26 protein-coding genes are annotated in these 26,455 nt (G+C 63.5%); 18 read left to right on the top strand and 8 right to left on the bottom strand.

The window, feature by feature from the left end:
- Positions 1 to 244: 244 nt before the first annotated feature.
- Positions 245 to 544 carry a hypothetical protein gene (locus tag F6S08_RS20475; protein WP_065926294.1) on the bottom strand — a complete coding sequence of 100 codons (300 nt, stop codon included), beginning with the start codon at positions 542 to 544 and terminating at the stop codon, positions 245 to 247.
- A 216-nt stretch (positions 545 to 760) separates the two neighbouring features.
- On the opposite strand from F6S08_RS20475, the gene F6S08_RS20470 reads away from it, so the two are divergent.
- From F6S08_RS20470 to F6S08_RS20460, 3 genes are read left to right on the top strand one after another with little or no spacing between them, the layout of a single operon-like run.
- Positions 761 to 1,405 (top strand): secretin and TonB N-terminal domain-containing protein, encoded by a 645-nt coding sequence (locus F6S08_RS20470; RefSeq protein ID WP_065926293.1) that lies wholly within the window; start codon positions 761 to 763, stop codon positions 1,403 to 1,405.
- On the top strand, positions 1,402 to 1,947 hold the full coding sequence (locus tag F6S08_RS20465; RefSeq protein ID WP_027607555.1) for an RNA polymerase sigma factor: 546 nt from the start codon (positions 1,402 to 1,404) through the stop codon (positions 1,945 to 1,947). The genes F6S08_RS20470 and F6S08_RS20465 overlap by 4 nt, the downstream gene beginning before the upstream one ends.
- A gap of 37 nt (positions 1,948 to 1,984) precedes the next feature.
- Positions 1,985 to 2,911, top strand: a complete 927-nt coding sequence (locus tag F6S08_RS20460; protein ID WP_315872261.1) for a FecR family protein — start codon at positions 1,985 to 1,987, stop codon at positions 2,909 to 2,911.
- 60 nt (positions 2,912 to 2,971) lie between these two features.
- On the opposite strand, the gene F6S08_RS20455 is transcribed toward F6S08_RS20460, so the two are convergent.
- Positions 2,972 to 3,583, bottom strand: coding sequence for a type II secretion system protein GspJ (locus F6S08_RS20455; RefSeq protein ID WP_065926285.1), 612 nt, complete (start codon positions 3,581 to 3,583; stop codon positions 2,972 to 2,974).
- Positions 3,580 to 4,032, bottom strand: a complete 453-nt coding sequence (gene gspH, locus F6S08_RS20450) for a type II secretion system minor pseudopilin GspH (protein WP_315872260.1) — start codon at positions 4,030 to 4,032, stop codon at positions 3,580 to 3,582. Before gspH ends, F6S08_RS20455 begins: the two co-directional genes overlap by 4 nt.
- A gap of 93 nt (positions 4,033 to 4,125) precedes the next feature.
- On the opposite strand from gspH, the gene F6S08_RS20445 reads away from it, so the two are divergent.
- A complete protein-coding gene (locus tag F6S08_RS20445; RefSeq protein WP_027607547.1) occupies positions 4,126 to 4,557 on the top strand; it encodes a type II secretion system protein N in 432 nt (143 codons plus the stop codon).
- Here F6S08_RS20445 and gspI read toward each other — a convergent pair.
- Positions 4,544 to 4,909, bottom strand: a complete 366-nt coding sequence (gspI, locus tag F6S08_RS20440) for a type II secretion system minor pseudopilin GspI (RefSeq protein ID WP_065926283.1) — start codon at positions 4,907 to 4,909, stop codon at positions 4,544 to 4,546. The genes F6S08_RS20445 and gspI overlap by 14 nt on opposite strands.
- 148 nt (positions 4,910 to 5,057) lie before the next feature.
- Here gspI and gspG point away from each other — a divergent pair, with 148 nt between their 5' ends.
- The 7 genes from gspG to gspF all read left to right on the top strand — a co-directional run bounded on the left by gspG (position 5,058) and on the right by gspF (position 13,056).
- Positions 5,058 to 5,507, top strand: a complete 450-nt coding sequence (gene gspG, locus F6S08_RS20435; RefSeq protein WP_049708805.1) for a type II secretion system major pseudopilin GspG — start codon at positions 5,058 to 5,060, stop codon at positions 5,505 to 5,507.
- 8 nt (positions 5,508 to 5,515) lie between these two features.
- Complete coding sequence (gspK, locus tag F6S08_RS20430) at positions 5,516 to 6,394, top strand: type II secretion system minor pseudopilin GspK (RefSeq protein WP_083221209.1); 879 nt, start codon at positions 5,516 to 5,518, stop codon at positions 6,392 to 6,394.
- The gene (gspL, locus tag F6S08_RS20425; RefSeq protein ID WP_315872259.1) at positions 6,391 to 7,461 is read left to right on the top strand and encodes a type II secretion system protein GspL; all 1,071 of its coding nucleotides are present in this window, start codon (positions 6,391 to 6,393) and stop codon (positions 7,459 to 7,461) included. The genes gspK and gspL overlap by 4 nt, the downstream gene beginning before the upstream one ends.
- Positions 7,454 to 7,966, top strand: a complete 513-nt coding sequence (gene gspM / locus F6S08_RS20420) for a type II secretion system protein GspM (protein WP_065939828.1) — start codon at positions 7,454 to 7,456, stop codon at positions 7,964 to 7,966. The genes gspL and gspM overlap by 8 nt, the downstream gene beginning before the upstream one ends.
- Entirely contained in the window at positions 7,963 to 10,287 is a 2,325-nt protein-coding gene (gene gspD, locus F6S08_RS20415) for a type II secretion system secretin GspD (protein ID WP_315872258.1), read from the top strand. Before gspM ends, gspD begins: the two co-directional genes overlap by 4 nt.
- A gap of 139 nt (positions 10,288 to 10,426) precedes the next feature.
- Positions 10,427 to 11,845, top strand: coding sequence for a type II secretion system ATPase GspE (gene gspE / locus F6S08_RS20410; protein ID WP_315872257.1), 1,419 nt, complete (start codon positions 10,427 to 10,429; stop codon positions 11,843 to 11,845).
- The gene (gene gspF / locus F6S08_RS20405; RefSeq protein ID WP_315872256.1) at positions 11,845 to 13,056 is read left to right on the top strand and encodes a type II secretion system inner membrane protein GspF; all 1,212 of its coding nucleotides are present in this window, start codon (positions 11,845 to 11,847) and stop codon (positions 13,054 to 13,056) included. The genes gspE and gspF overlap by 1 nt, the downstream gene beginning before the upstream one ends.
- 54 nt (positions 13,057 to 13,110) lie before the next feature.
- Here gspF and F6S08_RS20400 read toward each other — a convergent pair whose 3' ends face one another.
- Positions 13,111 to 14,253, bottom strand: a complete 1,143-nt coding sequence (locus F6S08_RS20400; protein WP_065926271.1) for a polysaccharide lyase family 1 protein — start codon at positions 14,251 to 14,253, stop codon at positions 13,111 to 13,113.
- Between the two features lie 252 nt (positions 14,254 to 14,505).
- Here F6S08_RS20400 and F6S08_RS20395 point away from each other — a divergent pair, with 252 nt between their 5' ends.
- From F6S08_RS20395 to F6S08_RS20380, 4 genes are all read left to right on the top strand, one after another.
- Positions 14,506 to 15,768 (top strand): serine hydrolase, encoded by a 1,263-nt coding sequence (locus F6S08_RS20395; RefSeq protein ID WP_315872255.1) that lies wholly within the window; start codon positions 14,506 to 14,508, stop codon positions 15,766 to 15,768.
- A gap of 116 nt (positions 15,769 to 15,884) precedes the next feature.
- Positions 15,885 to 17,222 carry an alginate export family protein gene (locus F6S08_RS20390; protein ID WP_315872254.1) on the top strand — a complete coding sequence of 446 codons (1,338 nt, stop codon included), beginning with the start codon at positions 15,885 to 15,887 and terminating at the stop codon, positions 17,220 to 17,222.
- Between the two features lie 40 nt (positions 17,223 to 17,262).
- Complete coding sequence (locus F6S08_RS20385) at positions 17,263 to 18,366, top strand: polyamine ABC transporter substrate-binding protein (RefSeq protein ID WP_315872253.1); 1,104 nt, start codon at positions 17,263 to 17,265, stop codon at positions 18,364 to 18,366.
- A gap of 42 nt (positions 18,367 to 18,408) precedes the next feature.
- The gene (locus tag F6S08_RS20380; RefSeq protein ID WP_315872252.1) at positions 18,409 to 18,888 is read left to right on the top strand and encodes a DUF3237 domain-containing protein; all 480 of its coding nucleotides are present in this window, start codon (positions 18,409 to 18,411) and stop codon (positions 18,886 to 18,888) included.
- A 19-nt stretch (positions 18,889 to 18,907) separates the two neighbouring features.
- Here the strand turns inward: F6S08_RS20380 and F6S08_RS20375 are convergent, their stop codons facing one another.
- A complete protein-coding gene (locus F6S08_RS20375; protein WP_065926266.1) occupies positions 18,908 to 19,519 on the bottom strand; it encodes a TetR/AcrR family transcriptional regulator in 612 nt (203 codons plus the stop codon).
- 98 nt (positions 19,520 to 19,617) lie between these two features.
- The gene (locus tag F6S08_RS20370; RefSeq protein ID WP_074845862.1) at positions 19,618 to 21,375 is read right to left on the bottom strand and encodes a sigma-54-dependent Fis family transcriptional regulator; all 1,758 of its coding nucleotides are present in this window, start codon (positions 21,373 to 21,375) and stop codon (positions 19,618 to 19,620) included.
- A 270-nt stretch (positions 21,376 to 21,645) separates the two neighbouring features.
- Between F6S08_RS20370 and F6S08_RS20365 the strand changes: the two genes are divergently transcribed.
- The 3 genes from F6S08_RS20365 to F6S08_RS20355 all read left to right on the top strand — a co-directional run bounded on the left by F6S08_RS20365 (position 21,646) and on the right by F6S08_RS20355 (position 24,975).
- Complete coding sequence (locus tag F6S08_RS20365) at positions 21,646 to 23,121, top strand: benzaldehyde dehydrogenase (protein ID WP_315872251.1); 1,476 nt, start codon at positions 21,646 to 21,648, stop codon at positions 23,119 to 23,121.
- A 57-nt stretch (positions 23,122 to 23,178) separates the two neighbouring features.
- Complete coding sequence (locus F6S08_RS20360; RefSeq protein WP_315872250.1) at positions 23,179 to 23,946, top strand: coniferyl-alcohol dehydrogenase; 768 nt, start codon at positions 23,179 to 23,181, stop codon at positions 23,944 to 23,946.
- An 81-nt stretch (positions 23,947 to 24,027) separates the two neighbouring features.
- A complete protein-coding gene (locus F6S08_RS20355; RefSeq protein WP_092488350.1) occupies positions 24,028 to 24,975 on the top strand; it encodes a transporter in 948 nt (315 codons plus the stop codon).
- Here the strand turns inward: F6S08_RS20355 and mhpT are convergent.
- A complete protein-coding gene (gene mhpT, locus F6S08_RS20350) occupies positions 24,953 to 26,161 on the bottom strand; it encodes a 3-(3-hydroxy-phenyl)propionate transporter MhpT (RefSeq protein WP_065947035.1) in 1,209 nt (402 codons plus the stop codon). The two genes, F6S08_RS20355 and mhpT, sit on opposite strands and share 23 nt — an antisense overlap.
- Between the last annotated feature and the right edge of the window lie 294 nt (positions 26,162 to 26,455).

The following is a 26,455-nucleotide window of genomic DNA, read 5'->3' as shown; positions in this document are numbered from 1 at the left end:
AGCGGGCTTGTCGAATCGTCGCACCGCCCGCGCTGGGCTGCGAAGCAGCCCCAGGAAAGAAGAACGCGGTGTATCAGAAACTCTGTAGAGGCTGGTTTTGGGGCTGCTTCGCAGCCCAGCGCGGGGCAAGCCCGCTCACCACAACAGCTCTATCTGCCGGGGGGACAGCGTTTAGTCAAAGTTGTGTAGATACCTATGCCCCTCCCACATGGGTGCTGTGTTGCTCAAACAGTTATCGAACAACTCAAGGCCGCTGTGGTTTCACCGAGGTGCCGAAGGTATTGCCCATGCGCACGCTGGTCGCCGCCGGGGTGGCCAGGCCGACCTTGTTCGGCTGGCGTTTTTCCACGGCAATGCCTTGCGCCTCGCGGTTTTTCTTCGCGGCTTTGGTTGCATTCGTGTCGTTGCCCATCTGCTGGCTCAGGCAGCCATAGTCGGGCGCCTTGTAGCCATCCACCGAGACGTCGGCGCAGTTTTCGGCGTGGGCGTGCAAGGGCAGGGCCGCGCACAGCAACAGGCTGGCGAGGATCGGTAAGCGCTTCATCGAGGCCTCCTGGCGGGCCCGAAGGAATGGGCCGGTAGGTGAGCAAGTCTAGTGCAGCGGGCCTCTCGTCACCGTGATGTTTTTTTTGCTATCACCGTAACATCAGGTTCATAAATTGGCCTCAGGATGACGGTTTTCTAGGGCGCGTCGGCCGTGCAGCGATGCAGAGCAGGGGGTGAACAGGGGGGCTGGAGGCGCGCCGTATGCGCCCTGCTCTTGCTGTTGCTGCTGGCCGGTGGTCGCGTCGCGCAGGCGGAGTCATCGCTGCTGCTGTTGAACCTGCCGGCGCAGGACCTGGAACATGCACTGCAAGCGTACAGCCGCGCCACCGGAATGGCGGTGCTGGTCGACCGCGAACTGACGCGGGGCCGGCGTTCCATCAGTGTGCGCGGGCGTTTTACGGCGCAGGAGGCTCTGGCGATGTTGCTGACGGGGAGTGGCCTGATGGCGCGTTATGCACGCGATGATGCGTTCACCTTGCAGTTGCCCGCGGTCAGCCAGCCGCCTGCCACCCGTGGTGCGGCGGCACGCAACGCCGCACGGATCAACAACAGCTACGCCACGGCCTTGCAGCAGGCCATCGAGGCCAGCCTGTGCCGCTCGCCGCTGACCCGGCCCGGCAGTTTCCGCGCGCTGGTACAGGTGTGGGTCAACCCCCAAGGGCTGATCGAACACAGTCGGTTGGTCAGCTCCACCGGCGACGAACAACGCGATGAAGCACTGGTACGCAACCTGGGCACCACGCGGGTCGAACGACCGGCACCGAGCTCGCTGCGTCAACCGGTGACTTTACTTTTGATGCCCGACACCACAGGAATGCGCATGGAATGCACAGCAGCAAACGGAGCCTGGGGCGGATGAAAAATACCGGGCACAGTACGATGGTCGGCTTGTTCCTGGCCTCCTACGACGACTTCAAGGTACGTTTGCGCAAGCGCCTGGGCTCGGAGGACCTGGCCAACGATGTGCTGCACGAAACCTACCTGCGGGTCGACCGCATGGAAGTGCCGCCCAACCTGGCGCAACCCAATGCCTACCTGTACCGCATGGCCTTGAACATCGCCGCCGACCGCCGCCAGGCCGACGCGCGTCTGCTCACCGGCAGCGAGGTGGAAGAACTGCTGCAAAGCGCCGACGAAGCCCAGGACCCGTCACGGGTGGTGGGCGGCCAGAAAGAAATCCAGTCCCTGGTCAAGGCGCTCTACGAACTGCCGGCCCGCCGCCGCAAGATCCTTATCGCCGCCCGCCTGGAAGAAGCCCCGCACCTGGAAATCTCCCAGCGTTTCGGCATTTCCACGCGCATGGTCGAGAAGGAAATCAAGGCCGCCCTGGGCCACTGCGCCAAGCGCCTGGAAAGAAAAGTGATCCAGCGGTTCGGTCCCGGGGCCGGAAAACCGTCTTAGAGTCGAGTCCCTGATAAAACCGTGAGTATTTGCGCGCTTGAACATTTTTAGCCTCAGTGCCACTCGGCAATCCGCCGCCAGCCCCCTGCACGACGAAGCCCGCGACTGGCTGGTCCTGCTGACCTCGGGCCGCGCCACCGTGGCCGATGCCAAGGCGCTCAAGGCCTGGTGTGCGCAAAGCCCCGAGCATGCCCAGGCGTTCGAGCAGGCCAAGGCGATGTGGCAGCAACTGGCCCCGGCCCTTGAGCAAGTCTCGCAACCGCGCAGCTTTGGCCGCCGTGCATTCCTGGGCGGCGCGATTGCCGCATCGGCCGCCATGCTCATGGTGCAGGTCGGCTCCCCCGGTGGTTTTGCCGGCCTCACCGCGGACTATCGCACCGAAGTCGGCGAACAGCGCCAAGTGCTGTTAAGCGACGGCGTCAGCCTGGAACTCAACACCCAGACGCGCGTCAGCCGCGTGGGCCAGGGGCTTGAATTGCTCGAAGGCGAAGTCGAAGTGATCGCCCATTCGGCACAGCCGCTCAAAGTGCTGGCGGGAGAAGGCTCGGTGAGCGCGGCGCAGGCACGTTTCAATCTGCGCAACACCGACCGCACGGTGTGCGTCACCTGTATCGAGGGGTGGCTGTCGGTGGACGTGGCCGGACGCAGCGTGCGCCTGGAGAGCGGCCGGCAACTGACCTACGGCGCGGCCGGCATCGGCGAGCCGGTGGTGGTGGACACCGAGACGGTCGTGGCCTGGCGCGAACAGGTCCTGGTCTTCAACAACGCCACCCTGGCCACGGTGGTGGACGAGATCAACCGCTACCGCCCGGGGATGCTGGTGCTGCTCAACAAGCAACTTGGCCAACGGCGCGTACAGGCACGGTTCAGCCTGCAGCAGTTGGCAGGGGTGGCGTTGTTGATTCGGGATGCGTATGGGGCCAAGTGTACGGAGTTGCCGGGTGGGGTGGTGTTGTTGAGTTAGAAGTACCTGCCTATTTTCAATGTGATAACAAGGTATCTACGGGGGGCGTGTTTGGGACGGCTATCTCAATGGCCCCACCACCTGCCGATACTTCTCCACCCCCTGCGGCGTCTCCCGCACCAAACTGATCTCCAGCCCCAACGGATCCTCACGCCGATTCCCGCTCAACTGCCGCCAGCCCTTATCCGCCTCCCACACCCGCACCTGCAGGTCACGGACCCCGCTCAACACCACCACGCCATCCTTCGCCGCCGGCAGCGGATAGCGATCCCGCGCGGGTGCCGCAGCGCGATACAAACTGTCGCCCTTGAGCCACCAGCGCACCCGTTGCAGGCCATCGCCGGCGATGGGTGCGCTGCGAATGATGTCCAGCCGAAAGCCTTTGCTGTCGGAACTGCGCACGGTGACCGCCGCCGGTCCATCGAGCTTTTCTGCACTGTTCTTTGAGGGCTCCGGGGTGTTCAGTTCGACGCTGGCGCGCAGGCTGATGTCGCGCTGCAGTTGGTTGAGGGCGCGCAGCAGCACTTCGGTCTGTTCGCTGCTCGCCTGCAGGTGCTGGTCGGCGCGGGTGACGCTGTCCAGCCCGCGCCAGGCGATTACGCTGACCACGGCCATGAGCATGATCGCGACCATCACTTCGATCAGGGTGAAGCCTTGTTCGGAGCGCTTCATGGCTGGCTCACCACGCGCATCAAGCCGGCGGTGTCGCGTTGCAGGCTGAGGCTGTGTTGGCCGTCGGACAGCACGATGCGCACGGGTGGGTTGATCCATTCGGCGTCGAGCACCAGGGTTTGCCGGGGTTCGATATCGATGTGCATCGGCGTGCTTTCCCACAGGCGCGGACGCAGTTGGGTGTCGCCCTGGAACGCTTCGACGCCGCTGCCATCGTCGGTGCGGCGGTTGAAGCGAAAGCCCTTGGCGTCGGCGCGCCAGGTGATCGGGCGGCCGTCCGCGCGGGCTTCGGCCTGGGCCATTTGCAGCAGTTGGCTCAGGCGCTCGGCGTCCTTGCGCAGCAGGTGCAGCGGGTCGGGCTTGATGGTCAGGCTGATGGCGGCGCTGGCGATGCCGATGATCACCAGCACCACCATCAACTCGATCAGGGTGAAGCCTTGCTGTTTCATCGGTAGGCCCCTCGAAAGCTGGTGAGCTTGTGAAATAAAAACGTGCGAATTGGCCTGTAGGCTGGTGCCATGGACAAACAGGAGGTCCTTCCCATGGCATTTACCCTGCGTTTCTCACCGGCCCACGGTGTACAGATCGTGGCGTTGCTGGCGGCATTGGCCGGTGTGGCGGTCTGGACGCCGCTGTTGCTGACGTCCGCCGAGTCCCATACGCCCCAGGCCGCGCCCCAGGTGCTGGCGGCGCGCAGCGATAACCCGGCGCTGCAATGGTTTTCCAATGCGCCGGCTGCGTTGCAGGTCAAGGTCTCTGGGGTGCTGGCCGGGGCGCGCGGTGCGGTGGCGATCCTCAGTCTCAACGACGGCCCGCCGCGCAGTTTCCTGCTGGGCGAGCGCCTCAGCCCCGGCGTGCGGCTTACGGCCATCGAGGGCGACGGAGTCGAGATCGAGCGCGGCGGCGAGAAGCTGCGCGTCAACCTCGACAAATTGCCCGATGGGCCGGCCTTGCCGCGGCTCACTCGGCCCTGACCTGTGTCTCCACGCGGGCCAGTGGCGGCGCCTCGTGGCTGGCGTCGAGCACCTGCACGTTGACTTGAAACAGGCGGCCATCGCGGCTGATGGTCTGCTCGCACCGCAGCTTCAAGCGCCCCTGGTCACAGCTGAAGGTCTTTGTGCCGTCGCGCAAATGCCCTTCCAGGCGCAACTCCGCCAGGCGACTCTGCGCCGCCAGCAACCCCATGGATTTGTCCCGCAGCAGGCCGTTGCCCTGGGTCATCAACCCGGCCACGCGGATGGCAGCAGCCATCGCCACAGCGATAATCGCCAGCGCCACCAGCACCTCGATCAGGGTAAAACCTTGCTCCTTGCGACGGCCGTACATGGGGTTCTCAAAGCCGGGAAACAGGCCCGCAGACTAGCGCCGGCAGTTGACCGATTGGCGACCGAAACTCCCGAGGATTTTCAATACGACTGACATGTGTTCTTGCAACACTGCGCCACGAAATGTACCCAAGCCAAGGAATGTCGAGATGGATATCGCGCGCCTAACATCCCCATTGCCAGGCCCTCGCGGCCAGCGTGGCTTCACCTTGATCGAGATCATGGTGGTGGTGGTCATCCTCGGGATCCTCGCGGCGATGGTGGTGCCCAAGGTCCTCGATCGCCCGGACCAGGCGCGGGCCACCGCCGCGAAACAGGACATCGGCGGGTTGATGCAGGCGTTGAAGCTGTATCGCCTCGACCACGGCACTTACCCGAGCATGAACCAGGGCCTGAAAGTGCTGGTGGAACGCCCGGCGGATGCCAAGAACAATAACTGGCGCGCCTACCTCGAGCGTTTGCCCAACGACCCTTGGGGCCACCCTTACCACTACCTCAATCCGGGCGCCAACGGTGAGGTCGATGTGTTCTCCCTGGGCGCCGATGGCCAACCGGATGGCGATGGCGTCAATGCCGATATCGGCTCCTGGCAGTTGTAAGGCGCGCCATGAAAGGGTATTCGCCCCCAGCGGCGAAGCAGCGCGGCATGGCGATTATCAGTGCCTTGCTGATCGCGGCGGTGGTGGCGGTGATCGCCGGCGGCATGCTCACGCGCCAGACCGTATTCACCCGCAGCCTGGAAGCCGAACAGTCGCGCGTGCAGGGCCAATGGCTGTTGCTGGGCGGTCTTGAGCGCAGCCGGCAGATGCTCTGGGAAGCCCGCCAGAAGGACGTGCTGACCCGCCTTGACCAACCTTGGGCGCGGGCCCAGGCCGGCGTGTTCGAGGGGCGGATAGACGATGAACAGGGCAAGTTCAACCTGCGCAACCTGGTTAACCGCCAGCAGCCCGACGCCGAGCAATTGCAGAGCTTCGAGCGCCTGTGCCGCACCCTGGGCGTGGCCCCGGCCGTGAGCCGGCGCATCAGCCAGCGGGTGATTGCTTCCTATGAACAGAACGGGCAGCCCGCCAAATACCCGATGCTGCGCAGCCTCGACGACCTCAGTGGCCTCGAAGGCCTGACCCCGGAGGTGTTGCAGCGCCTGCAGGCGTACGTCAGCGTGCTGCCCGGCAATACCTGGGTCAACGGCAACACTGCCAGCGCCGAAGTGCTCAGCGCGGTGGTGCCACAGCTCAGCCTGTCCCAGGCCCACGGGCTGGTGGCCGAGCGCGACAACGGGCATTGGTTTATCAACCGTGGGGATTTCGTCAACCGTCTGCACTTGCCCCAGGTGGAGTTGGAAGCGGTGCAAGTGGGCATTACCAGCGAGTGGTTTCGCCTCCAGGGCCAGGCGCGACGCGAGCGCCGGCGGGTGACAATCGACGCGTTGCTGCACCGCCCCGAAGACCGTGAGCCCAAGGTGATCTGGTCGCGGGTGGGCGTATGAAACGCTTGCGCATTGCCTTGCCGCCGCTGGATCAGGTCAGTGCTGAAAGCCAGGTGAAGTTTGCCTGGATCGAGCGTGGCGTGGTGGTGTCCGAGGGGCAGGAAAGCCTGGCGCAATTGGGCAAGAGCCGGCAGGCGGTGGACTGCTTTCTGCACCCGCATGACAGCCTGCTCACCAGCCTGGAGCTGCCGCCATTGCCCGCAGCAAAAAACCAGGCGGCGGTGACCTGTGCGGCCCAGGCGCTGATCCTCGGGCCGGTGGAACAAATGCACGTGGCCCACGGCCCGCGCGAAAGCGATGGGCGCGTGCAGGTGGGCTGGGTGCCCAAGGCCGGGCTGGAGCGACTGGGCCAGGTCTTGGCCCAGGTGCAGCTCAAGCTGCGCGGCCTGTACCCGGCGCCCTATGCGTTGCCGGTGGGGGCGGCGGCGTTGGACGACGGCTATCTGTTGACCCGCGACAGCCTGCAACAGGGCGCTGTGCACCCGCTGGGGTTGCAGGCGCTCGACGTGCCGCTGGTGGCGGAGGCGCAGCGTTGGAGCGGCGCGGTGCCTGGCTGGGGCTTGCATGCTCGCCTCGGTCAAGCCTCCGGTGCCGGATGGGGCAGGGCGCTGGCTTGTGTGGCGCTGGCCGCTGCCATCTGGACCGTCGGCCTCAACCTGTATGCCGCGCGCCAGGTCGACGAAGGCCAACGGCTCAAGGCGTTGATGAACCAACAGGTGCGCCAGGCGTTTCCTGAATTACCCGTGGTGCTCAACCCTTTGCAGCAGGCCCGTCAACAGTTGGCCGCACGTCAGAGCGGCGCGGCTGCCGATTCGGGCCAACGCTTCAGCAGCCTGCTGCAACTGGCAGGCAGCAACCTGCCCTTTATGGTGGGCAGCGTCGATAACCTGAACTTTGAGCAGGGCACCTTGCACCTGGCGTTACTCGCCGACAGCCGCAACCCGGCGGCCGAGGGTGAGTGGCAGGCCGCGTTGGCCCAGGCCGGTTTTGCCGCCATGCGCGATGAGCAGGGCTGGAGCATCGGCCCGGCGCCGGCCACGGAAAAACCGGAGGCCGGCGATGAATAGGTGGCTGCGCCTGCGCACCCAGGCCCAGGTGTTCTGGAGCGGCCTGGCCCTGCGCGAGAAACGCCTGCTGATCGGCGCCGGGCTGGTGTTGGCAAGCCTGCTGACCTGGCTGGTGCTGGTGCAGCCGGCGTTGAAAAAGATCGACTACTGGCAGGCCGAAACCCCCAGGCTGCGCGCCCAGGCCGAAGCCTTGCAGGTGCTGTTGCAGGACGTCGCCGCGCCGCGCCAGGCCGACGAAGCCGCGTTGCGCCAGGCCCTGGACAGTGCCGGCCTGCAAGGGCATTACCAGGTGCAGGCGCTGGACGCCGGCGGTTGGCGCCTGACCTTCGACAACGCCCCGGCCGACGCCGTGGTGGCCTGGCTGCTGGGCAATCCCCGTTCATTTTCCCTGGAGGTGTCCGAGGCGCGTTTGCAACGTGCTGCGGATGCCGTCGATAACTCGGCCGGCACTGTGTCCGGGACCGTTCGCATGGATCAGGCGCCTGGCGCTAAGGAAGCTTCATGAAGTGGTCAGTCCTCCCTTTTCGCAAGGCTGCGCCGTTGCTGTTGCTGGCCTTGAGTGCGTGCAGCAGCCCGTCAACCACGCCGTTACTGGTGGACAGTGAGCTTGGCCAACCCCTGGCTGATACCCGGCGCAGCGGCGATACCCTGCTGGATCGCCAGCGCGACGAAGCGCCGAAACCGCGGGTCCAGCACCCGGTGACCAACAGCGTCCGTGGCCAGGCCCCGGCGCCGGTCAAGGCGCGCAACCCGCTGGGTGACCAGCCGGTGCAGCTCAACTTCGTCGATGCCGATATCCAGGCGGTGGTGCGCGCGCTGTCCCGTGCCACCGGCCAGCAGTTCCTGGTGGACCCGCGGGTAAAAGGCAAGCTCACCCTGGTCAGCGAAGGCCAGGTGCCGGCCCATCAGGCCTACGACATGCTGCTGGCGGCGCTGCGCATGCAGGGCTTCAGCGTGGTGGATGTGGGCGGCGTGGCCCAGGTGGTACCGGAGGCCGATGCCAAGTTGCTCGGCGGGCCGATCTACAGTGCCGGCAGCAGTGGCATGCAGACGCGCACCTTCCGCCTGCAATACGAAAATGCGGTGAACCTGATCCCGGTGCTGCGTCCCATCGTGTCGCCGAACAACCCGATCAACGCCTACCCCGGCAACAACAGCATCGTGATCACTGACTATGCGGAAAACCTCGCGCGGGTCGCCCAGATTATCAGTGGCATCGACACCCCCAGCGCCATCGATACCGATGTGGTGCAGATTCAGAACGGCATTGCCGTGGACATCGCCGCCATGGTTTCCGAGCTGCTGGAAACCCAGGGCGCCGACCAGACCCAGAAGATCAACGTGGTCGGTGACCCGCGCTCCAATTCGATCATCATCCGTTCCGGCAGCCCCGAACGTACGGAGCTGGCGCGCAACCTCATCTACAAGCTCGACAATGCCCAGAGCAACCCCAGCAATATGCACGTGGTGTACCTGCGCAACGCCCAGGCGGCCAAGCTGGCCCAGTCGCTGCGCGGGCTGCTCACCGGCGAGAGCGATTCCGGGGTGAGCGATGATGGGCGTGGCAAGCTCAGCGCCATGGGCGGCAATGGCAATAACAGCCAGGGCACGAGTAATGCCCAGAACAGCAGCGGCACGCCCACCGGCAGTGGCGTGCAGTCGGGCTATGGGCAAGCCACCGGTTCCAGCACCAGCACCAGTAATGGCAATACCGCCAACGAGCAGGACACCGCGTTCAGCGCCGGCGGCGTGACCATCCAGGCCGACGCCACCACCAACACCCTGCTGATCTCCGCGCCGGACCCGCTGTACCGCAACCTGCGGGAAGTGATCGACATGCTTGACCAGCGCCGCGCCCAGGTGGTGATCGAAAGCCTGATCGTGGAAGTGGGCGAGGACGATGCCACCGAGTTCGGTGTGCAATGGCAGGCCGGCAACCTGGCGGGCAAAGGTGGCTTTGGTGGTGTTAACCTGGGTGGCAGCGGCGTGAACGGCACGCCCGCCAGTCCCACCAGCATCGACGTACTGCCCAAGGGCCTGAATATCGGCGTGGTCAACGGCACCGTGGATATTCCGGGGATCGGCAAGGTGCTCGACCTCAAGGTCCTGGCCCGTGCCTTGAAGAGCAAGGGCGGCACCAACGTGCTGTCCACGCCGAACCTGCTGACCCTGGACAACGAAGCGGCGAGCATTTTCGTGGGGCAGACCATTCCATTCGTCACCGGCAGTTATGTGACCGGTGGCGGCGGCACCAGCAATAACCCGTTCCAGACCGTGCAGCGCGAAGAGGTGGGGCTCAAGCTGAATGTACGCCCGCAGATCTCCGAAGGCGGCACGGTGAAGCTGGACATCTACCAGGAGGTCAGCACCGTGGACACACGGGCGTCGGTGTCGGCGGGCACGGTGACCAACAAGCGCGCGATCGATACCAGCATCCTGCTCGACGACGGGCAGATCATGGTGCTGGGCGGGCTGTTGCAGGACGGCTACAGCCAGAGCAATGACGCGGTGCCGTGGCTCTCGGATATTCCGGGGTTGGGGGCGTTGTTTCGCAATGAGAAGCGCAGTGTGAGCAAGACCAACCTGATGGTGTTCCTGCGGCCCTACATCATTCGTGACAGTGGCGCGGGGCGTAGCATTACCTTGAACCGCTATGAGTTTATGCGCCGGGCGCAGAGTGGGTTGCAGCCGGAGCACAGCTGGGCGATGCCGGATGTGCAGGCGCCGCAATTGCCGGCGGTGGAGAAGGCGATTCCGGGTGGGCAGCAGCAGGGGCCGAGGGCGGTGATTCGGGCGGTGCCGGTTTCTGGAAATGCACGGCCATGAGTTCGAGTGGAGATCTAAATGTGGGAGGGGGCTTGCTCCCGATAGCGGTGGGTCAGTTTCAAATTGGCTGGCTGACACACCCTCATCGGGAGCAAGCCCCCTCCCACATTTGGACCGCGCTCAGTCAAGAGGATGTCTCGTGAGCCTGCTCCCCTACGCCTGGGCCAAATCCCAACGCATCCTCCTGCGCCCCGGCGACGACGGCATGCTGCTGACCGTCTGCCCCTCCACCCCCGGCTGGTCCATCAGCGAAGTACGGCGCCAGTTCGGCCAGACCCACCTCGAGCAGGTACGCGACGACGAACTCGACGGCCTTCTCGCCAGTGCTTATGCCGATACGGGCAGCGCCGCCGCCGTGGTGGGCGCGGCAGAGAACGAGGTCGACCTCGACCGCCTGATGCAGGACATGCCCGAAATCACCGACCTGCTCGACACCCAGGACGGCGCGCCGGTGATTCGTATGATCAACGCCTTGCTCACACAGGCAGCGCGGGACGAGGCCAGTGATATTCACATTGAACCGTATGAAACCCACTCCGTGGTGCGTTACCGCGTCGACGGCACCCTGCGGGATGTGGTGTCGCCGCGTAAGGCATTGCATGGCGCACTGGTGTCGCGGATCAAGATCATGGCCCAGCTCGACATCGCCGAAAAACGCCTGCCCCAGGATGGCCGTATCGCCCTGCGCGTGGCCGGGCGGCCGATTGATATTCGCGTGTCGACGGTGCCCACCGGGCATGGTGAGCGGGTGGTGATGCGCCTGCTCGACAAGCAGGCCGGGCGCTTGCAACTGGAGACCCTGGGCATGGAGCCGCAGTTGCTGGCGCGCCTCGACACCTTGATCCGCCAGCCCCACGGCATTGTGCTGGTCACCGGGCCCACGGGCAGCGGCAAGACCACCAGCCTGTACGCGGCGTTGGCACGGCTGGATGCGAGCACCAGCAATATCCTCACCGTGGAAGACCCGGTGGAATACGACTTGCCGGGCATCAGCCAGATCCAGGTCAACGCCAAGATCGACATGACCTTCGCACTGGCGCTGCGAGCGATCCTGCGTCAGGACCCGGACGTCATCATGATCGGTGAAATCCGCGACCTGGAGACCGCGCAAATCGCGGTGCAGGCCTCGCTCACCGGGCACCTGGTGCTGGCGACCCTGCACACCAACGATGCGGTGTCGGCGGTCAACCGCCTGATCGATATGGGCGTCGAGCCGTTCCTGCTGGCCTCGTCACTGCTGGGCGTGCTGGCGCAACGCCTGGTCCGCCGCCTGTGCCCGCATTGCAAACAGGAAGACCCGGCCGCGCCCGGCACCTGGCGCCCGGTGGGCTGCGCGCAGTGCAACCAGATCGGCTACAGCGGGCGAACCGGTATCCATGAATTGTTTTGCGTCGACGACGAGGTGCGCAGCCTGATCCACCAGGGCGCCGGCGAGCAGGATCTGCGCGTGGCGGCGCGGCGTGCGGGGATGTTCAGCATGCGTGAAGACGGCGAGCGCTGGGTGCGCAGCGGCGCCACCGCGCCCGAAGAAATCCTGCGCGTGACACGGGACGCCTGATGAATCGCTATCGCTATGAAGCCGCCGATGCCAGCGGCAAAGTCGAGGCCGGGCACCTGGAGGCCGACAGTCAGCGGGAGGCGTTCGGGATTTTGCGCCGGCGTGGCTTGACGGCCTTGTCGGTGCACCTTGAGCAAAATACGGCCTCGGGGGCTGGCGCGGGCCTGTTCAGCGCCAAGCTGTCGGACAACGACCTGGCCTGGGCCACGCGGCAACTGGCGAGCCTGCTCAGCGCCAGCCTGCCACTGGAGGCCGCGTTGAGTGCCACGGTGGAACAAGCCGAGCGCAAACACATCGTCCAGGCCCTGAGTGCGGTGCGTGCCGATGTACGCAGCGGCATGCGCCTGGCGGATGCCTTGGCCGCGCGGCCACGGGACTTTCCGGAGATCTACCGCGCGCTGATTGCGGCGGGGGAGGAGTCCGGCGATCTCGCCCAGGTGATGGAGCGGTTGGCCGACTACATCGAAGAACGCAATAACCTGCGCAGTAAAATCCTCACCGCGTTTATCTATCCTGGGGTGGTAGGGCTGGTCTCGATCGCCATCGTGATCTTCCTGCTCAGCTACGTGGTGCCCCAGGTGGTCAGCGCGTTTTCCCAGGCGCGCCAGGATTTGCCCGGGCTGACATTGGCGATGCTCAATGCCAGTGATTTCATTCGCGGTTGGGGTTGGCTGTGCCTCAGTGCTTTGATCGCGGGTTTCTGGGGCTGGCGTGTGTACCTGCGCAACCCGCTGGCGCGTCTGGGTTGGCATCGCCGCGTGTTGCGCCTGCCGCTGATCGGGCGTTTTGTACTCGGGCTCAATACCGCCCGCTTTGCGTCGACCCTGGCGATTCTCGGCGGCGCCGGGGTGCCGCTGTTGCGTGCACTGGAAGCGGCCCGCCAGACCTTGTCCAACGACTGCCTGAGCCAAAGCGTGAGCGACGCCACCGCCAAGGTGCGCGAAGGCGTCAGCCTGGCCACGGCGCTGGCAGTCGAGAAAGTATTTCCACCACTGCTGATCCACCTGATCGCCAGCGGCGAAAAGACCGGCTCGCTGCCGCCGATGCTCGATCGCGCCGCGCAGACACTGTCCCGCGATATCGAGCGCCGGGCGATGGGTATGACCGCACTGCTGGAGCCACTGATGATCGTGGTGATGGGCGCGGTGGTGCTGGTGATCGTGATGGCGGTGCTGTTGCCGATCATCGAGATCAACCAACTGGTGCAGTAGCAAAAAAGCCCTCGTCACCGAGGGCTTTTCATTTCACGAAGGTGACACCGCTGCTTAGAGCTTACCGGCGCCGGCCTTGGCCTTGACGTCGGCGGCGACCTTATCGGCAGCCAGCGGAGTGTAGCTGTACGGTGGGGTCCAGCCGATGCTCGAACTCCACGAGCAGCTCAATGCGCTGCCGTTGAGGGTCGAGCCGGTGTCGCGGTAGACGCTGCCACCGTAATCGCCGGCGATCTTGTCGCAACCGCTGATACCGGCGATCTCGAAGGCGTTACGCTCGGAGAAGATCTTCGAGTTCTTGCCCACACCGTGAGCGTACGAGAACGGGTACACCTTATGGCTGGTGCTGCCCACATGGTAGTTGTTGTACAGATGCACCTGGCCGAAACGCACGCGCGGCGCACGGGCAGAGATATTCTCAAACAGGCTGTTGTGGATGGTGACCTTGAGCTTGCCGTCGTCGGTGGTGCGGCTGTCGCTGGAACCGATCAGGTTGTTCTTCTCGTGCGACTTGAACGCCGAGTACGAGATGGTCACGTAGTTGGCGCCGTTTTTTACATCCAGCGCGCCGTCGTGATGCTGCTTCGGACGGCCGTTGGCACTGCCGTTCTGGTCATCGGTACGGCGGCCATCGGTGAAGGTCACGTGATCGACCCACACGTTATTGGCGCCCTCGATGGTCAGGCCATCGTATTCCGAGTTCCAGTTGCCGGCGCTGCCGTCCGTGGGGTCCCACTTCGGCTCGGGATCCCAAGGGTTTTCGATGGTGATGTTGCGGATGATGACGTCGTTTTCCTTGGCATAGAAGAAACCCTCACGGATCTCGGCATTGCTGGTGGTACCGACGATGGTGGTTTTGCCAGGAATATCCAGGCGACCGCGTACCTTCATATCAGCAGTCGTCGTATAAGCCTTGCCTTCGCTGATATCGATGATGCCGGTGATCTTGATGATGCGGCCGTTGGTGCCCACCGACGCGCTCAGTGCGGTTTTCAGCTCCGCCGCGTTTTTTGCCGTGTAGATATTATTCGCCGCAGCTCGCGAGCCGCCCTTGGTGCCGCCGTTCTGAGTGGCCCAACCAGTGGTGGCCGAATCCAGCCAGATGTCCGCGGCATGCGCAGGAACGCTGGAAAACAGCAGGGCACCGATAACGGCACTGGCCAGTTTTGAGGCAGTGAAGGTTGAGGGGGTTGTCATGAGTAATCAGATCCTTGATTAACTTGAGTGTTTAAACGCGCACAGGCATGCGCGTTTCTCGAGCGGACGTCCTTGCCACTGGTGCAGCGAATCGAACGTCCGCTGCATGAGAAATACTATCATGCGTGTATTCGTTGTCGTACAACTGTTTGTAAAATTAACGAGTAAAAAGTTTTATTGACTAAAACAAAATATCGGATAATTATTCCTGTGCATCTGCTCCCATGCAGAGTCATCTTCAGGGTTATCCCGATGAGCCTTAAAACCCCGTCTGTACTGGCGACTCTTTACGTCGAGGCCAATGAGTCGTGCTTTGCAACCCCCGTGGCACCTGTGCTGATGCAGGGCTTCCCGGCCGAGCCGAATCACCGGGTAACGTGGCACAACTGGATGCGCGCGCCCTTCAGCCAGTGGGGGTTCCGTCATCTGGCGCGGCTGCGCCCCACGATTGATGTGGCGGCGGGTTCAAGGCCTGCCGGTCAGCTCAAGGAAGCGCCCACAGCGCTGGACCCGCTGTGTTTCGACAGCGAATGCGGGCTCAGCATCAGCGTGATCGAACACCTTGTGGCCAGCCAGACCGACGCTTTTTTAGTGATGCAGGGCGACACGGTGTTGTTCGAGCGCTACTTCAACGGCCAGCGCGCGGATGACCGGCACATCATGTTTTCGGTGACCAAGTCGCTGATCGGCACCCTCGGCGAACAACTGGTTTCCAACGGCATGCTCAAGCCTGAGCTGTCCGCCGCGTACTACGTGCCTGAGCTGGTGGGCAGTGCGTTTGGCGATGCCACCGTGCGCCAGTTGTTCGATATGGCCGTGGGCATCGACTACAGCGAGGTGTATGACGATCCCGCCTCCGAGAGTTCGCAGTACGGTTATGCCTGCGGTTTCCAGCCGGCACCGGCGCCATACGCCCAGTTTGAATCGCTGTACCAATACCTGCCGTCACTGAAAAAACGTGGCGCACACGGCGGCTTTTTCCATTACGTGACCGCCACCACCGAAGCCCTGGCATGGGTCATGGAACGTGCCTCGGGCCAGGCGTGCAGTCAGATGCTGGAACAGATCTGGGGGCGCTTGGGGTGCGAACGCGACGGTTATTTCATGGCCGATCCCTGGGGCCGTAACGTTGCCGGGGCGGGCTTCAGTGCCACCTTGAGAGACATGGCGCGCTTCGGTCGCCTGCTGGCCAACGACGGTCGCCAGGACGGGGTCGAGCTGTTGTCGCCCGAGACTGTGGCGCGTATCGCCGCCGGTTCTGATCCGGCGATCTACGCGCAAAATGCCGAGTTCTCCAGCTGGACGCCGGGTGCGTCCTATCGCAGCCAGTGGTACGTGTTCAACGACCACAGCCAGGCCCTGATGGCTGGGGGGATCCACGGCCAATACCTGTTTATCGATAAGCCGTCCGGCGTGGTGATCGTCAAGCAATCGTCGCTCACCGATGCAGTCAGCCCGTTCGATAACGACAGCGTGCGCATGCTGCGCGCGATCGCCGCCCACCTGAGTCGCTGATCCACGCCAAACAATAAGAGTCTTGCGTTCTATTCACCTGGCTTGCCCAGGTGTTGGCGGCGCCCTGCGTCGCCATTGACTGCCCTGTAACAACAATAATTCCACAGGAGCTTCTTATGGTTTTCACCAAGCGTTTTTCCCGAGCGCTGTTAGCGTTCGGCTTACCCTTGACCACCCACGTCGCGTTGGCGGGCTACACCTTTGAGGACGGCGATCTCAAGGGTGAAGTCAATCTCACGGCGGGTGGGGCGACGCTGTTTACCCGTGGCGTCAACTTCGGCAGCGGCCAGGTCGATGCACGCAACGGTAAAAACGGCGGCGCCCGGATCAACTGGCAAGAGGTCTACGTAAAGCCGGGGGTCAAGCTTGAGTATGCGTTGCAACCGGATTTCAGCCTGCTCGCGGGCGGTTCCCTGGTGGCGGCGAGCACCTTCGGCGATGGCGATGCGGGAGGCTTCAGCCGCAGTTCCGACGGCAAGGTCGCAGCCGAAGAACTCTACGGCGGTTTTCGCGCCGGCGAGTGGAAGTTCACCGCCGGCCGCCAGAACTACATGATCGGTACGGGGTTCATCGTCATGGACGGTAACCTCGACCAGTACAAGGACGGCGCCTACTGGCTCGGCCCGCGAACTGCGTTCAAGGACTCAGCGATCCTGGCCTGGGATCATGACGCGCTGAAGTCCCAGGCCTTCACCTTGCGTACCGATGACGACTTGGGCGATTTCCGCATGACCGGCGTGAACGTGGATTACAACCTCGATGACCAGGTTACGCTCGGCGCCATGGCCATGAAGGTCAATGCCCTTGGCCCCCGGGGCAGCACGCTGCCGCGCCGTCGGGACGGGATGCAGGTGTACAACGTCAGGGCGCTCAACGCCAAGGTGCCCGGCGTCCAGGCGCTGACCCTGAATGCCGAATACGCGCTGGAGCGCGGCAGCGGCGAGGGTGTCGACTACGATGCCAACGCCTGGTATGCCCAGGCCGACTATGCCTTCACTACCTTGCCGCTGACGCCGATCATTGGCTACCGCTACGCGAGCTTTTCCGGCGACGACAACCTTACCGACAACCGCCAGAAAGCCTGGGATTCACTGAGCAAGGGCTTTGTCGACTGGAGCACGTGGCTGGTCGGGGATGTGGTCGGCAACTACCTGCTGTTCAACAGCAACGAAAACGTCCAGCAGGTCTCCCTCAAGACCCACCTCAACGACACCCTGACCCTCGGCGCGATTCACTACCAGTTCTGGCTGGACGAGAAAAACTATATGGGCACGCCGGTCAGCGATCGGCGCTTTGCTGACGAAAGTGTGGTTTTCCTCGACTGGACACCCACGCCGTCGTTCTATACGTCGCTGTCCTACAACTGGGTCAAGCCACTGGCCGCCGCCAAACAGGTGTTCGGCAACGACCAGATGTTCAGTGCGCTGGAACTGTATTTCACCTACCGCTATTAAGTGCTGCGAGCCATCGCGGCCGCGCTGGAGTGTTTTGATCATGAACAGATTTTTGCGTAACACCGTGCTGGGCACTGTCGCCTCGTTGCTCATCAGTGGTTTTTGCCTGGCTGAAGAACGCACCGTACGGATCTACAACTGGATCGAATACCTGCCACCCGAAGTGCTCAAGAGTTTCCAGGAAGAAACCGGCATTCGCCCGATTTACGATGTGTTCGACAGTGCCGAAACCATGGAGTCCAAGCTGCTGACGGGCAACTCCGGGTATGACGTGGTGTTCCCCGGCACCGCCAACCTGGGGCACTTGATCACGGCCGGGGCCGTGCAGCCGCTGGACCGCCAGCAGTTGCCGAACTGGCAGCACCTGGACCCGCAGTTCATGCAATCCCTGGAAGCCGTGGGTGACACCGGCAACCGCTACGCCGTGCCTTACCTATGGGGCACCACATTGATCGGCTACAACGTCGACAAGGTGCGCAAGGCCCTGGGTCCCGACGTGCAGATGAACAGCTGGGACATCATCTTCAAGGAAGAAAACCTCGCCAAGCTCGCCAGTTGTGGCGTGGGTTTCCTCGACGCCGGCAACGAGATCCTGCCGATTGCCTTGCACTACAAGGGCCTCGACCCCAATAGCCAAAAGCGTGAGGACTATGTGCAAGCCCAGGCCGTGATGATGAAGATTCGCCCTTACGTCACTTACTTCAATTCGTCGCGCTACGGCATGGACCTGGCCAACGGTGATATCTGTGTGGGCGTGGGCTGGTCCGGCGGTGTCGCATTGGCCACGCGACTGGCAGATGCCGCCGGCAAGGGCGTCAAGGTCGAGATGGCACTGCCCAAGGAAGGCGCGCCGATGTGGGCGGACGTGATGATGATCCCGGCCAAGGCACCCGATCTGGCGGAGGCCCATGCGTTCATCAATTACATCCTGCGCCCGGACGTGATTGCGCGCATCAGCAACAGGATCGGCTACCCCAACCCGAACAAGGACGCCACTGCGCTGGTGGACGCCAGCATCCGCAACGACCCCAACATGTATGTGCCGGAGGAAGCGCGCAGGACCCTGTTCGCCCTGGAACCGATTCCGGCCGCCGTGGAGCGCATCCGTACCCGCACCTGGACGGCCATCAAGAGCAACCGCTGATCAGTGTGGCCCGGTGCGTGTGCGCCGGGCTTGGAGCTTGCCATGACTGAACGGATTGACATTGCCCCCAACTTGCAGCGGGTGCTGACCCTGCGCGTCGCGATAGGGCCGGGTGTGACCCTGGGCGACAGCGTTGAAGGCCTGCGCTGCAACTACCCGATTGTGGGCGGGGACTTCGATGGGGTCGGCATCAGCGGCCAGGTCCTGGCGGGCGGAGAAGATTGCTTTCTTTTGCGCCCCGATGGCATCGGTCAACTGGATGCCCGCTACAGCGTGAGGACCGACGAAGGCGAGGTGGTCAACATCCGTAACCGGGGTGTGCTGAGCATGACTGAGTACGGACGCCAACTGGAGCGCGACGGCCAATGGCCGATTCCTGAGACGGAGTACCGCTGCACCTGCACCCCGGTGTTTCAGGTGCCCAAGGGGCGGCTGGACTGGCTCACCCGTTCAAGTTTTATCGGCCTGGTGCATTACCCGGGCGCCGACCAGGTGGTGATTCGTTGCTATCGCTTTTACTGAGGCCCGGCCCTGGAAGCTGTCAGGCCTGCATGCCGTAGAACAGCAGCTCGGTGATACGCCTGACCTGGGTCGAGTGCGCGTCGATATCCGGGTGTTCCTGGTTCACCAGCCTGAACAGTTGCAGGTGCGAATAGTCGTTCAACAGGAACGCGGCCAATTCCACATCGAGTTGCGGGCGCAGCTTGCCGGCCCGTTGCAGTTCCCGCAGCAGTTCGCTGATTTGCGCCCTGAGCGCATCGTTCATGGCGCGATAACCGGCCGGCAGTTCATTGCTGCCGCCGAACAGGATCAGCGGCAGCAGTTCACGCCAGAGGCTGGGGTGCATGACTTCCAGGGCATAGCCGGTGAGCAGGCTTTCCAGGTGGCACAGCGCTTCGACCGGATCGTCGATTGTGTGGATCTCGCGGCGGGTGTCGCTGATTGCGCGCTGATCGGCGTGGTGCAGGATTTCCAGGATGATTTCCTGCTTGTTGCCGAAGTACTTGAACACCGTCGGCGGCGACACCCCGGCCTGGCTGGCGATCTGTTCGATGGTGGTGTTCTGGAAACCCTGGCGCTCAAACAGCTCGATCGCGGCCTTGCTGATAGCTTGCCGGCGTTCGGCTTTCTGACGTTCACGCAGTCCGCTCACAGGAGATCCTTGTCACGAGTAAAAAGAGGGGCGCTTATCGCCCCGGTATCCCTGCAAAATACTTAATTGGGTAAAGCTTTTAAAGCACTAATTGGCATTCAAGGGATTTGCCGCTGATGCTTCTTCAACCGGTAGGCAAATTGAGCGCGGCTGAGCCCCACAAGCCTGGCGGCGGCGGCCAGGTTGCCGGCGTTGCGTTGCAGGGCTTCATTGAGCAGGCGCGATTCAAGGCCTTCGATGGAAAACCCCGGTTCCAGTTGGCCAAGGGTGTCGAACAGTGCCAGGCACGGCGGCGGTGCGCTGTTGGACAGGCTGCCGTGGTCGTCGAGGCCGTAGGGATCGGCCGGCATCGGTTCGTTGCGAAACAGGTGCACCAGGTCAATGGGTTGGCCTTCGTCACTGGCGATCAGGCCGCGTTCGATCAGGTTTTGCAGTTCGCGCACATTGCCCGCGAAGTCATAGCGCAGCAACACCTTCAGGGCGCGCATGGTCAGGCCCGCCGGCGTTCGCGCGTATTCCTGGCAGAAGCGCGTGAGGAACGCATTGATCAACAGCGGGATGTCGTCCCGGCGTTCGCGCAGCGGGGGCAGGGCGATGGGGTAGACATTCAAGCGGTAGAACAGGTCTTCACGAAAGCTGCCGTCAGCCACGGCTTTACGCAGGTCGAGATTGGTGGCGGCCACCACGCGCACATCCACCTTGATACCGCGCACTCCGCCGACCCGTTCGATTTCCCGTTCCTGCAAGGCCCGCAGCAACTTGCTTTGCCCGGCCAGGCTGAGGCTGGTGATTTCATCCAGAAACAGCGTGCCGCCCTGGGCCCGTTCGAAACGTCCAGGCCGCGAGTGCGTCGCGCCGGTATAGGCGCCGCGTTCGACACCGAACAGTTCGGCCTCGATCAGGTTGTCCGGAATGGCGGCGCAATTGAGCGCCACGAACGGGCTGTCCTGGCGGCGGCTGAGCTGGTGCAACTGGCGCGCAAACATCTCCTTGCCGACCCCTGACTCGCCGCTGATCAACACCGTTGCCGGGGTCAGTGCGACACGTTGCAGGGCTTGTGTCGCGGCGTTGAAGGCCGCACTCGCACCCACCAGTGTTTGCGGCGGGTTGGCCCTGGCACTGTGGTTCACCGGGTGGTCGGGCGTGGGCGCGACCGTGGCGTTGGTGACGGCCTGGGACACATTCAGGTAGCGCAGGTCCTGCTCGACGTCACCCCATTGCTCCGCGGTCTTGCCGATCACCCGGCAACAGCGGTGGCCCATGCCCCGGCATTCCACCTCGCGGAAAATCACCATTTGCCCGAACAGGCCACTGACAAAACCGATCGCATAGCCGGTTTCAGTCCAGCACACCGGGTCCTGGCCGATGCCGTAGGCGCCCACGTGTTCATCGGCCTCGCAGGAGTGGTGCCAGAGGAACTCGCCTTCATAGAACCCCGAGTCGGCATCGAACTTGAAGTGCAGCGGTTCAACCTTGGTCATGCCTTCCAGGGTGTGCAGGTGGGTCCCGGCGCGGAACACCGCGGCGGCATCGGCCTGTGGCCAGCGCTCGCGGATCAACCGCGCGTCCCGCGCGCCGGAGACATAACCGGTGCGGGTGAACAGGCCACGCGCCTGCTCCAGCCCCAGGCGCTCGATGACTTCCCGGCGCAGGGCACCGAACGACGAACCGTGCAGCAACACCATGCGTTGATCGTTGAGCCAGATACGCCCGTCTTCGGGCGAGAAGAACAGGCAGTCAGTCAGTTCCGCCGGGGTGGGCGAGCTGCTGTCACTGAGTTGGCGGCTGTCGCCGCGCGGATGGTAGGGCGCGCTGGCCACCCGGTCGTCGGGCAGCGCGCTGGGGGGATTAGTCATTGTTATGCCCCTGCAAAGCGAGTGATCGATATGAGTAACTGCTCAGATAGTTATTAAACATAACCTTATCAATTGAACAAGTGGCAGCGCTGCGGTTTTTGCAGTCGATTGGCGGGTGAGGTATGAGCGGTGTGTGCCAGGCCCCGTCCCAGAGCCCTCGATGCTTTATGTCAGCGTTGTTGCGTGCAAGCGGCACAGCCTTTGCTCAAGGCTTGATGCGGCGTTTGCACCCTGTGCAGGCGATGACAATTACAAGAACCGGGAGTTGCCATGTCAGTACCTGAAACCACCCACTTGCTACAGCGGGCCATTGCGTCCGAATGCCTGTTCAACGGCGACTGGATACCCGCCTCGGGGTCCGTGATCCCGGTGATCGAACCCGCCACCGGCGAACCCCTGATGCGCTGCGCCATGGCCAACCCGGCCGACATCGCCGTCGCCTGCCGCAGCGCGGCGTTGGCGCAGCCGGCCTGGGCAGCACTCGGCCCACGGGAGCGCGCCGAGGTGTTTCGCAAGGCGGCGGACCTGGCCCAGCAGTCCTTTGCCGAACTGGCGCTGTACGTCGCGCGGGAAACCGGCGGCGCGTTGTTCAAGGGTGAACACGAAGTGCGCGAAGCGATTGTGCTGCTGCATCAGGCGGCGGGGCTGTTGTCCCAACCTCACGGGCTGGTGCTGCCCAGTGCGGCCGGTCGCCTGTCCTATGCCCGGCGTCAGCCCCATGGCGTGGTCGGGGTGATTTCACCGTTCAATTTTCCGCTGGTGCTGTCGCTGCGCTCGGTGGCGCCGGCCCTGGCGGCGGGCAATGCGGTGGTGCTCAAGCCCGACCCGCAGACCCCGGTCAGCGGTGGTTTTCTCATCGCCCGGCTGTTCGAGGAGGCGGGTTTGCCCAAGGGCCTGCTGCAGGTGTTGCCCGGCGCCGCGCCGGCGGGTGAGGCGCTGTGCCGCGATCCGAATGTGCAGATGATTGCGTTCACCGGGTCGACGGCGGCGGGGCGCAAAGTCGCCGAAGTGGCCGGACGACACCTGAAAAAAGTCGCGCTGGAACTGGGCGGCAAAAACCCGCTGATCATTCTCGAAGACGCCGACCTCGACCTGGCCGCGAGCAATGCCGCCTGGGGCGCCTGGCTGCACCAGGGGCAAATCTGCATGGCCACCGGCTTGATTCTCGCCCATGAATCCATCGCCGAACGCCTCACGCGCAAGTTGGTGGACAAGGCCCGGGCGTTGACCGTGGGCAATGCCGCCCGCGGTGAAGCCGCGCTCGGCCCGTTGATCAACCAACGGCAATTGCAGCGCGTGCACGAGATCGTCAGCGACAGCCTGCAAGCGGGCGCACGGTTGGAGGCGGGTGGCGAATACGACCAACTGTTCTACCAGCCCACCGTGCTCAGCGGTGTGCGGCCAGGGATGCGCGCGTTTGAGGATGAAATCTTCGGGCCGGTGGCCACGGTGGTCAGTTTTGCCACGGACGACGAGGCCATCGAGCTGGCCAACCGCACCGAGTACGGCCTCTCGGCCGCCATCATTTCACCGTCGGTCGGGCGTGCCATGGCCATCGGCGAGCGGCTTGACTGCGGCCTGCTGCACATCAATGACCAGACCGTCGCCGACGAATGCATCAACCCCTTTGGTGGGCGAGGCGCTTCCGGTAATGGCGGCAGCGTGGGAGGGCCGGCGGACTGGGACGAGTACAGCCAGTGGCAGTGGGTCACGGTGAAAAACACCCCGCCTGCCTATCCGTTCTGAATCCCGGCGCATCGATTTGATTTACCCATGCCTATACAAAAACAAGAGGGCTTGAACATGAACCTGCACAATAAAACCTTGATCGTCACCGGTGTCGCTTCGGGCATTGGTGCGGAGCTGGCGCGGCTCGCGCGTTTCCAGGGTGCCACGGTGATCGGCGTTGATCGCCATGCACCGCAACTGACCCTGGATGGTTTCTTCCAGGCTGACCTGGGCGACCCTGCCAGCATCGATGCCCTGGTGGCACGCCTGCCGGCACGGGTCGATGGGCTGTGCAACATTGCCGGCGTACCCGGTACCGCGCCGGTGCAAGCGGTGGCCACGGTCAATTACCTGGGGTTGCGGCACCTGACCCAATCGCTGCTGCCACGCATGTCGGCGGGCGGCAGCATCGTCAATGTCGCCTCGGTGCTCGGCGCACAATGGCCGCAACGCCTGGAGCTGCACAAGGCCCTGGCTGCGACGCACAGCTTCGAGGCTGGGCAGCAGTGGCTGGCGGCCAATCCGGTGGAGCAGGCCGGCTGTTATCAGTACTTCAAGGAGGCGCTGATCGTGTGGAGCTTCCAGCAATCCCAAGGCTGGTTTCGTGATCACTCGGTGCGTATCAACTGCGTGGCGCCGGGGCCGGTGTTTACCCCGATTCTCGACGATTTTGTCAGCATGCTCGGGCCGGAGCGGGTGGCCGCGGACAGCCAGCGCATGACCCGTCCGGCCCTGGCCGATGAGGTGGCGGCGGTGATCGCCTTCCTGTGCTCCGACGCCGCGCGCTGGGTCAACGGGGTCAATCTGCCGGTGGACGGTGGGTTGGCGGCGACCTACGTGTAGGGGTTGCTACAGCGGTAAGCCCCGGTGCGGATCCACCGTGCCGGGGGTCTTGAACAACAACAAAAATACAGGACATACAAGATGCTCAAGCCTATCTTGCGGGCGGCTGCGGCCGGGACCTTTATCGCACTGTCATCGACTGCACATGCTTACGACTTGCCCGGCCTCAACCTGGGCAGTACCAGTTTCTACGACGGCTCACCGGCACCCGCCGGCCCTGGGTGGTATCTGGAGGAATACCTGACGTACTCCCGGGCCAGCCGTTTCAATGATGCCAACGGCCACAAGCTGGCACTGCCCAACCAGGACGTGGAAGTGGTGGCGCCTACCACGCAGATCATCTACCTCGGCCAACCCTTGGCGAATGGCGCGATGCCCGGATTCACCCTGATCAACACCTCCCTGGCCCATGTGGATGTCGACGACGGGTTGAACAATGCGGCCCTGAGTTCTCGCGCCGGCTTTGGTGATGTGATTGTGGGGCCCTTCCTGCAACTGCCGACCCTGAGCCGTGCCGATGGCAGCCCGCTGTTGACCCAGCGTATCGAAGCCGATATCTCGGTGCCGGTGGGCGCCTATGACCGCAAGCGCTCGATCAACCCAGGCAGTAATTTCTGGTCATTCAACCCGTATTACGCGGCGACGTACTGGTTCAGCCCGAAGTGGTCGACGAGCGGGCGGTTCATGTACCTGTGGAATGGCAAGAACGATGATCCGCAGGCAGGCTTCGGGGATGTTTCCGATACCCAGGCCGGGCAGGCGTTGCATGCCAACCTGACCCTGCAATATGCCGTGAGCCAGCAACTGAGCGTGGGGCTGAACGGCTACTGGTTGAAGCAGATCACCGACACCCAGGTCGATGGGCACGCCGTGAGCGGGCGTCGGGAGAAGGTCTGGGCCATCGGCCCAGGCCTGGTCTACGGGTTCAGCAAGGAAGACGTGCTATCGGTAAATGCCTACTTCGAGCAGCAGGCGGAGAACCGCACGCAGGGCAACAAACTGGTGCTCAATTGGCTGCATAAGTTCTAGTGGGCGCCGTACGCACCATCACGCTGATGATGGTCAGTGCGGCAATCACCACCCCGGGGGAGGTCGCCAGCAGTACCCCGGCGGTGCCGGCGCCGGCGGCGAGCAGTTGCCCGGCCGCGAGCGGCCCGGCCACCGAACCCAGGCGGCCGACGGCCACCGCGGCACCGACACCGGTGGCGCGTACCGAGGTCGGGTAGGAGGGCGGTGCCGATGCATACAGCACCAACTGCGCGGCCATGACGAACAGGCCGGCGGCAAAACCGGCGATGGCCATGGGCACGATGCCCACCGACAACCCGACCCCGGCCAACGCTGCGAGCAATCCGGCATACACGCCCAGCACCACTTTGACGGCATTGCAGCGGTCCAGCAGCACGCCACCGAGCAGCGAACCGAGGGCGCCGCCGATATTGAAGAGCATCTGCACCATGCCTGCCTGGGGTTTGCTGAAACCTTGCTCCAGCAACAGCGACGGCAGCCAGTTAAGCAGCATGTACATCACGGTCAGGGTGAAGAAATAGCTGAGCCACAAGGCCAGTGTGGTGCGGGCGCGACCTTCGCCGAACAGCGCCTGGCCGGTAGAAGGGCGGGCGCCGTGCGGAGTGTCGCGCTGTTGGCGAAAGGCGCTGGACTCCGGCAGCAGCAGGATCATCAACGGTACGGCGAGCAACGGCGCCAGGCCACCGATGATAAAGGTGGTCTGCCAGTGCTCACTGGAAAACATCGCCACCACCGCGGCCAATGCGCCACCCAGCGGCACCCCGCAGTACATCACGCTGATGGCCGTGCCCCGGTTGCGTTCGCTCACCGCTTCGGCGCACAGCGCGATCAGGTTGGGCAGTGCGGCGCCCAGGCCCAGGCCGGTGAGAAAGCGCACCAGCAACAGGCTGGCGTAGCTGTCGACAAACGCGGTGCTCAGGGAAAACAGCCCGAACAGCAGCACGGCACCCACCAGGATTTTCTTGCGCCCGATGCGGTCGGCGACCCAGCCGCCGAAGAACGCCCCCGGCAGCAGACCGATGATGCCGACGCTGAACACCCAGCCGAGCATCTTCGGATCCAGGGCGAACGTTTGACGTAACCCGGCGGCGGCAGTGCCGGCGGCCTGCAGATCGAACCCTTCGATCAGCGCAACGATAAAGCACAACGCAATAGTCAGCGTCGAACGACGCGATGGACTGTCCATGGGCAAACCTCATTGTTGTTTTTGTTGTGGTGACGAGCGCGAGTGGCTGCTGGTGATTAAGATAACAAAGATAACTAAAAAATGAATCGTGGATTAATCTGCCCATAAAACATGAATAAATTCATGCAATTCATAAGCTTGCGATGTTGATTCATATGCAACTAAAAAATAGATAGCTTTATTAATGTTCGATTATCGCTCAGTTGCGGTTGACGGGCACCGTCGGCTGTTTCCATTCTTGGCTCGCGAAGCCGACCGGGCCGAGCGTGTGCCACCCCAAAAACAACAACAAAA

This window comes from Pseudomonas sp. JV449 (genome assembly GCF_032424295.1).
Classification (GTDB): Bacteria; Pseudomonadota; Gammaproteobacteria; order Pseudomonadales; family Pseudomonadaceae; genus Aquipseudomonas; species Aquipseudomonas marginalis.
This window is presented reverse-complemented; position numbering and strand designations above follow the sequence as displayed.

Coding starts and splice junctions, on each gene's coding strand:
- F6S08_RS20475 (WP_065926294.1), bottom strand. CDS start 544: ATGAAGCGCTTACCGATCCTCGCCAGCCTGTTGCTGTGCGCGGCCCTG.
- F6S08_RS20465 (WP_027607555.1), top strand. CDS start 1,402: ATGAAAAATACCGGGCACAGTACGATGGTCGGCTTGTTCCTGGCCTCC.
- F6S08_RS20455 (WP_065926285.1), bottom strand. CDS start 3,583: ATGAAGCGCTCCGAACAAGGCTTCACCCTGATCGAAGTGATGGTCGCG.
- gspH (WP_315872260.1), bottom strand. CDS start 4,032: ATGAAACAGCAAGGCTTCACCCTGATCGAGTTGATGGTGGTGCTGGTG.
- F6S08_RS20445 (WP_027607547.1), top strand. CDS start 4,126: ATGGCATTTACCCTGCGTTTCTCACCGGCCCACGGTGTACAGATCGTG.
- gspI (WP_065926283.1), bottom strand. CDS start 4,909: ATGTACGGCCGTCGCAAGGAGCAAGGTTTTACCCTGATCGAGGTGCTG.
- gspG (WP_049708805.1), top strand. CDS start 5,058: ATGGATATCGCGCGCCTAACATCCCCATTGCCAGGCCCTCGCGGCCAG.
- gspK (WP_083221209.1), top strand. CDS start 5,516: ATGAAAGGGTATTCGCCCCCAGCGGCGAAGCAGCGCGGCATGGCGATT.
- gspL (WP_315872259.1), top strand. CDS start 6,391: ATGAAACGCTTGCGCATTGCCTTGCCGCCGCTGGATCAGGTCAGTGCT.
- gspM (WP_065939828.1), top strand. CDS start 7,454: ATGAATAGGTGGCTGCGCCTGCGCACCCAGGCCCAGGTGTTCTGGAGC.
- gspD (WP_315872258.1), top strand. CDS start 7,963: ATGAAGTGGTCAGTCCTCCCTTTTCGCAAGGCTGCGCCGTTGCTGTTG.
- gspF (WP_315872256.1), top strand. CDS start 11,845: ATGAATCGCTATCGCTATGAAGCCGCCGATGCCAGCGGCAAAGTCGAG.
- F6S08_RS20400 (WP_065926271.1), bottom strand. CDS start 14,253: ATGACAACCCCCTCAACCTTCACTGCCTCAAAACTGGCCAGTGCCGTT.
- F6S08_RS20395 (WP_315872255.1), top strand. CDS start 14,506: ATGAGCCTTAAAACCCCGTCTGTACTGGCGACTCTTTACGTCGAGGCC.
- F6S08_RS20390 (WP_315872254.1), top strand. CDS start 15,885: ATGGTTTTCACCAAGCGTTTTTCCCGAGCGCTGTTAGCGTTCGGCTTA.
- F6S08_RS20385 (WP_315872253.1), top strand. CDS start 17,263: ATGAACAGATTTTTGCGTAACACCGTGCTGGGCACTGTCGCCTCGTTG.
- F6S08_RS20380 (WP_315872252.1), top strand. CDS start 18,409: ATGACTGAACGGATTGACATTGCCCCCAACTTGCAGCGGGTGCTGACC.
- F6S08_RS20370 (WP_074845862.1), bottom strand. CDS start 21,375: ATGACTAATCCCCCCAGCGCGCTGCCCGACGACCGGGTGGCCAGCGCG.
- F6S08_RS20365 (WP_315872251.1), top strand. CDS start 21,646: ATGTCAGTACCTGAAACCACCCACTTGCTACAGCGGGCCATTGCGTCC.
- F6S08_RS20360 (WP_315872250.1), top strand. CDS start 23,179: ATGAACCTGCACAATAAAACCTTGATCGTCACCGGTGTCGCTTCGGGC.
- F6S08_RS20355 (WP_092488350.1), top strand. CDS start 24,028: ATGCTCAAGCCTATCTTGCGGGCGGCTGCGGCCGGGACCTTTATCGCA.
- mhpT (WP_065947035.1), bottom strand. CDS start 26,161: ATGGACAGTCCATCGCGTCGTTCGACGCTGACTATTGCGTTGTGCTTT.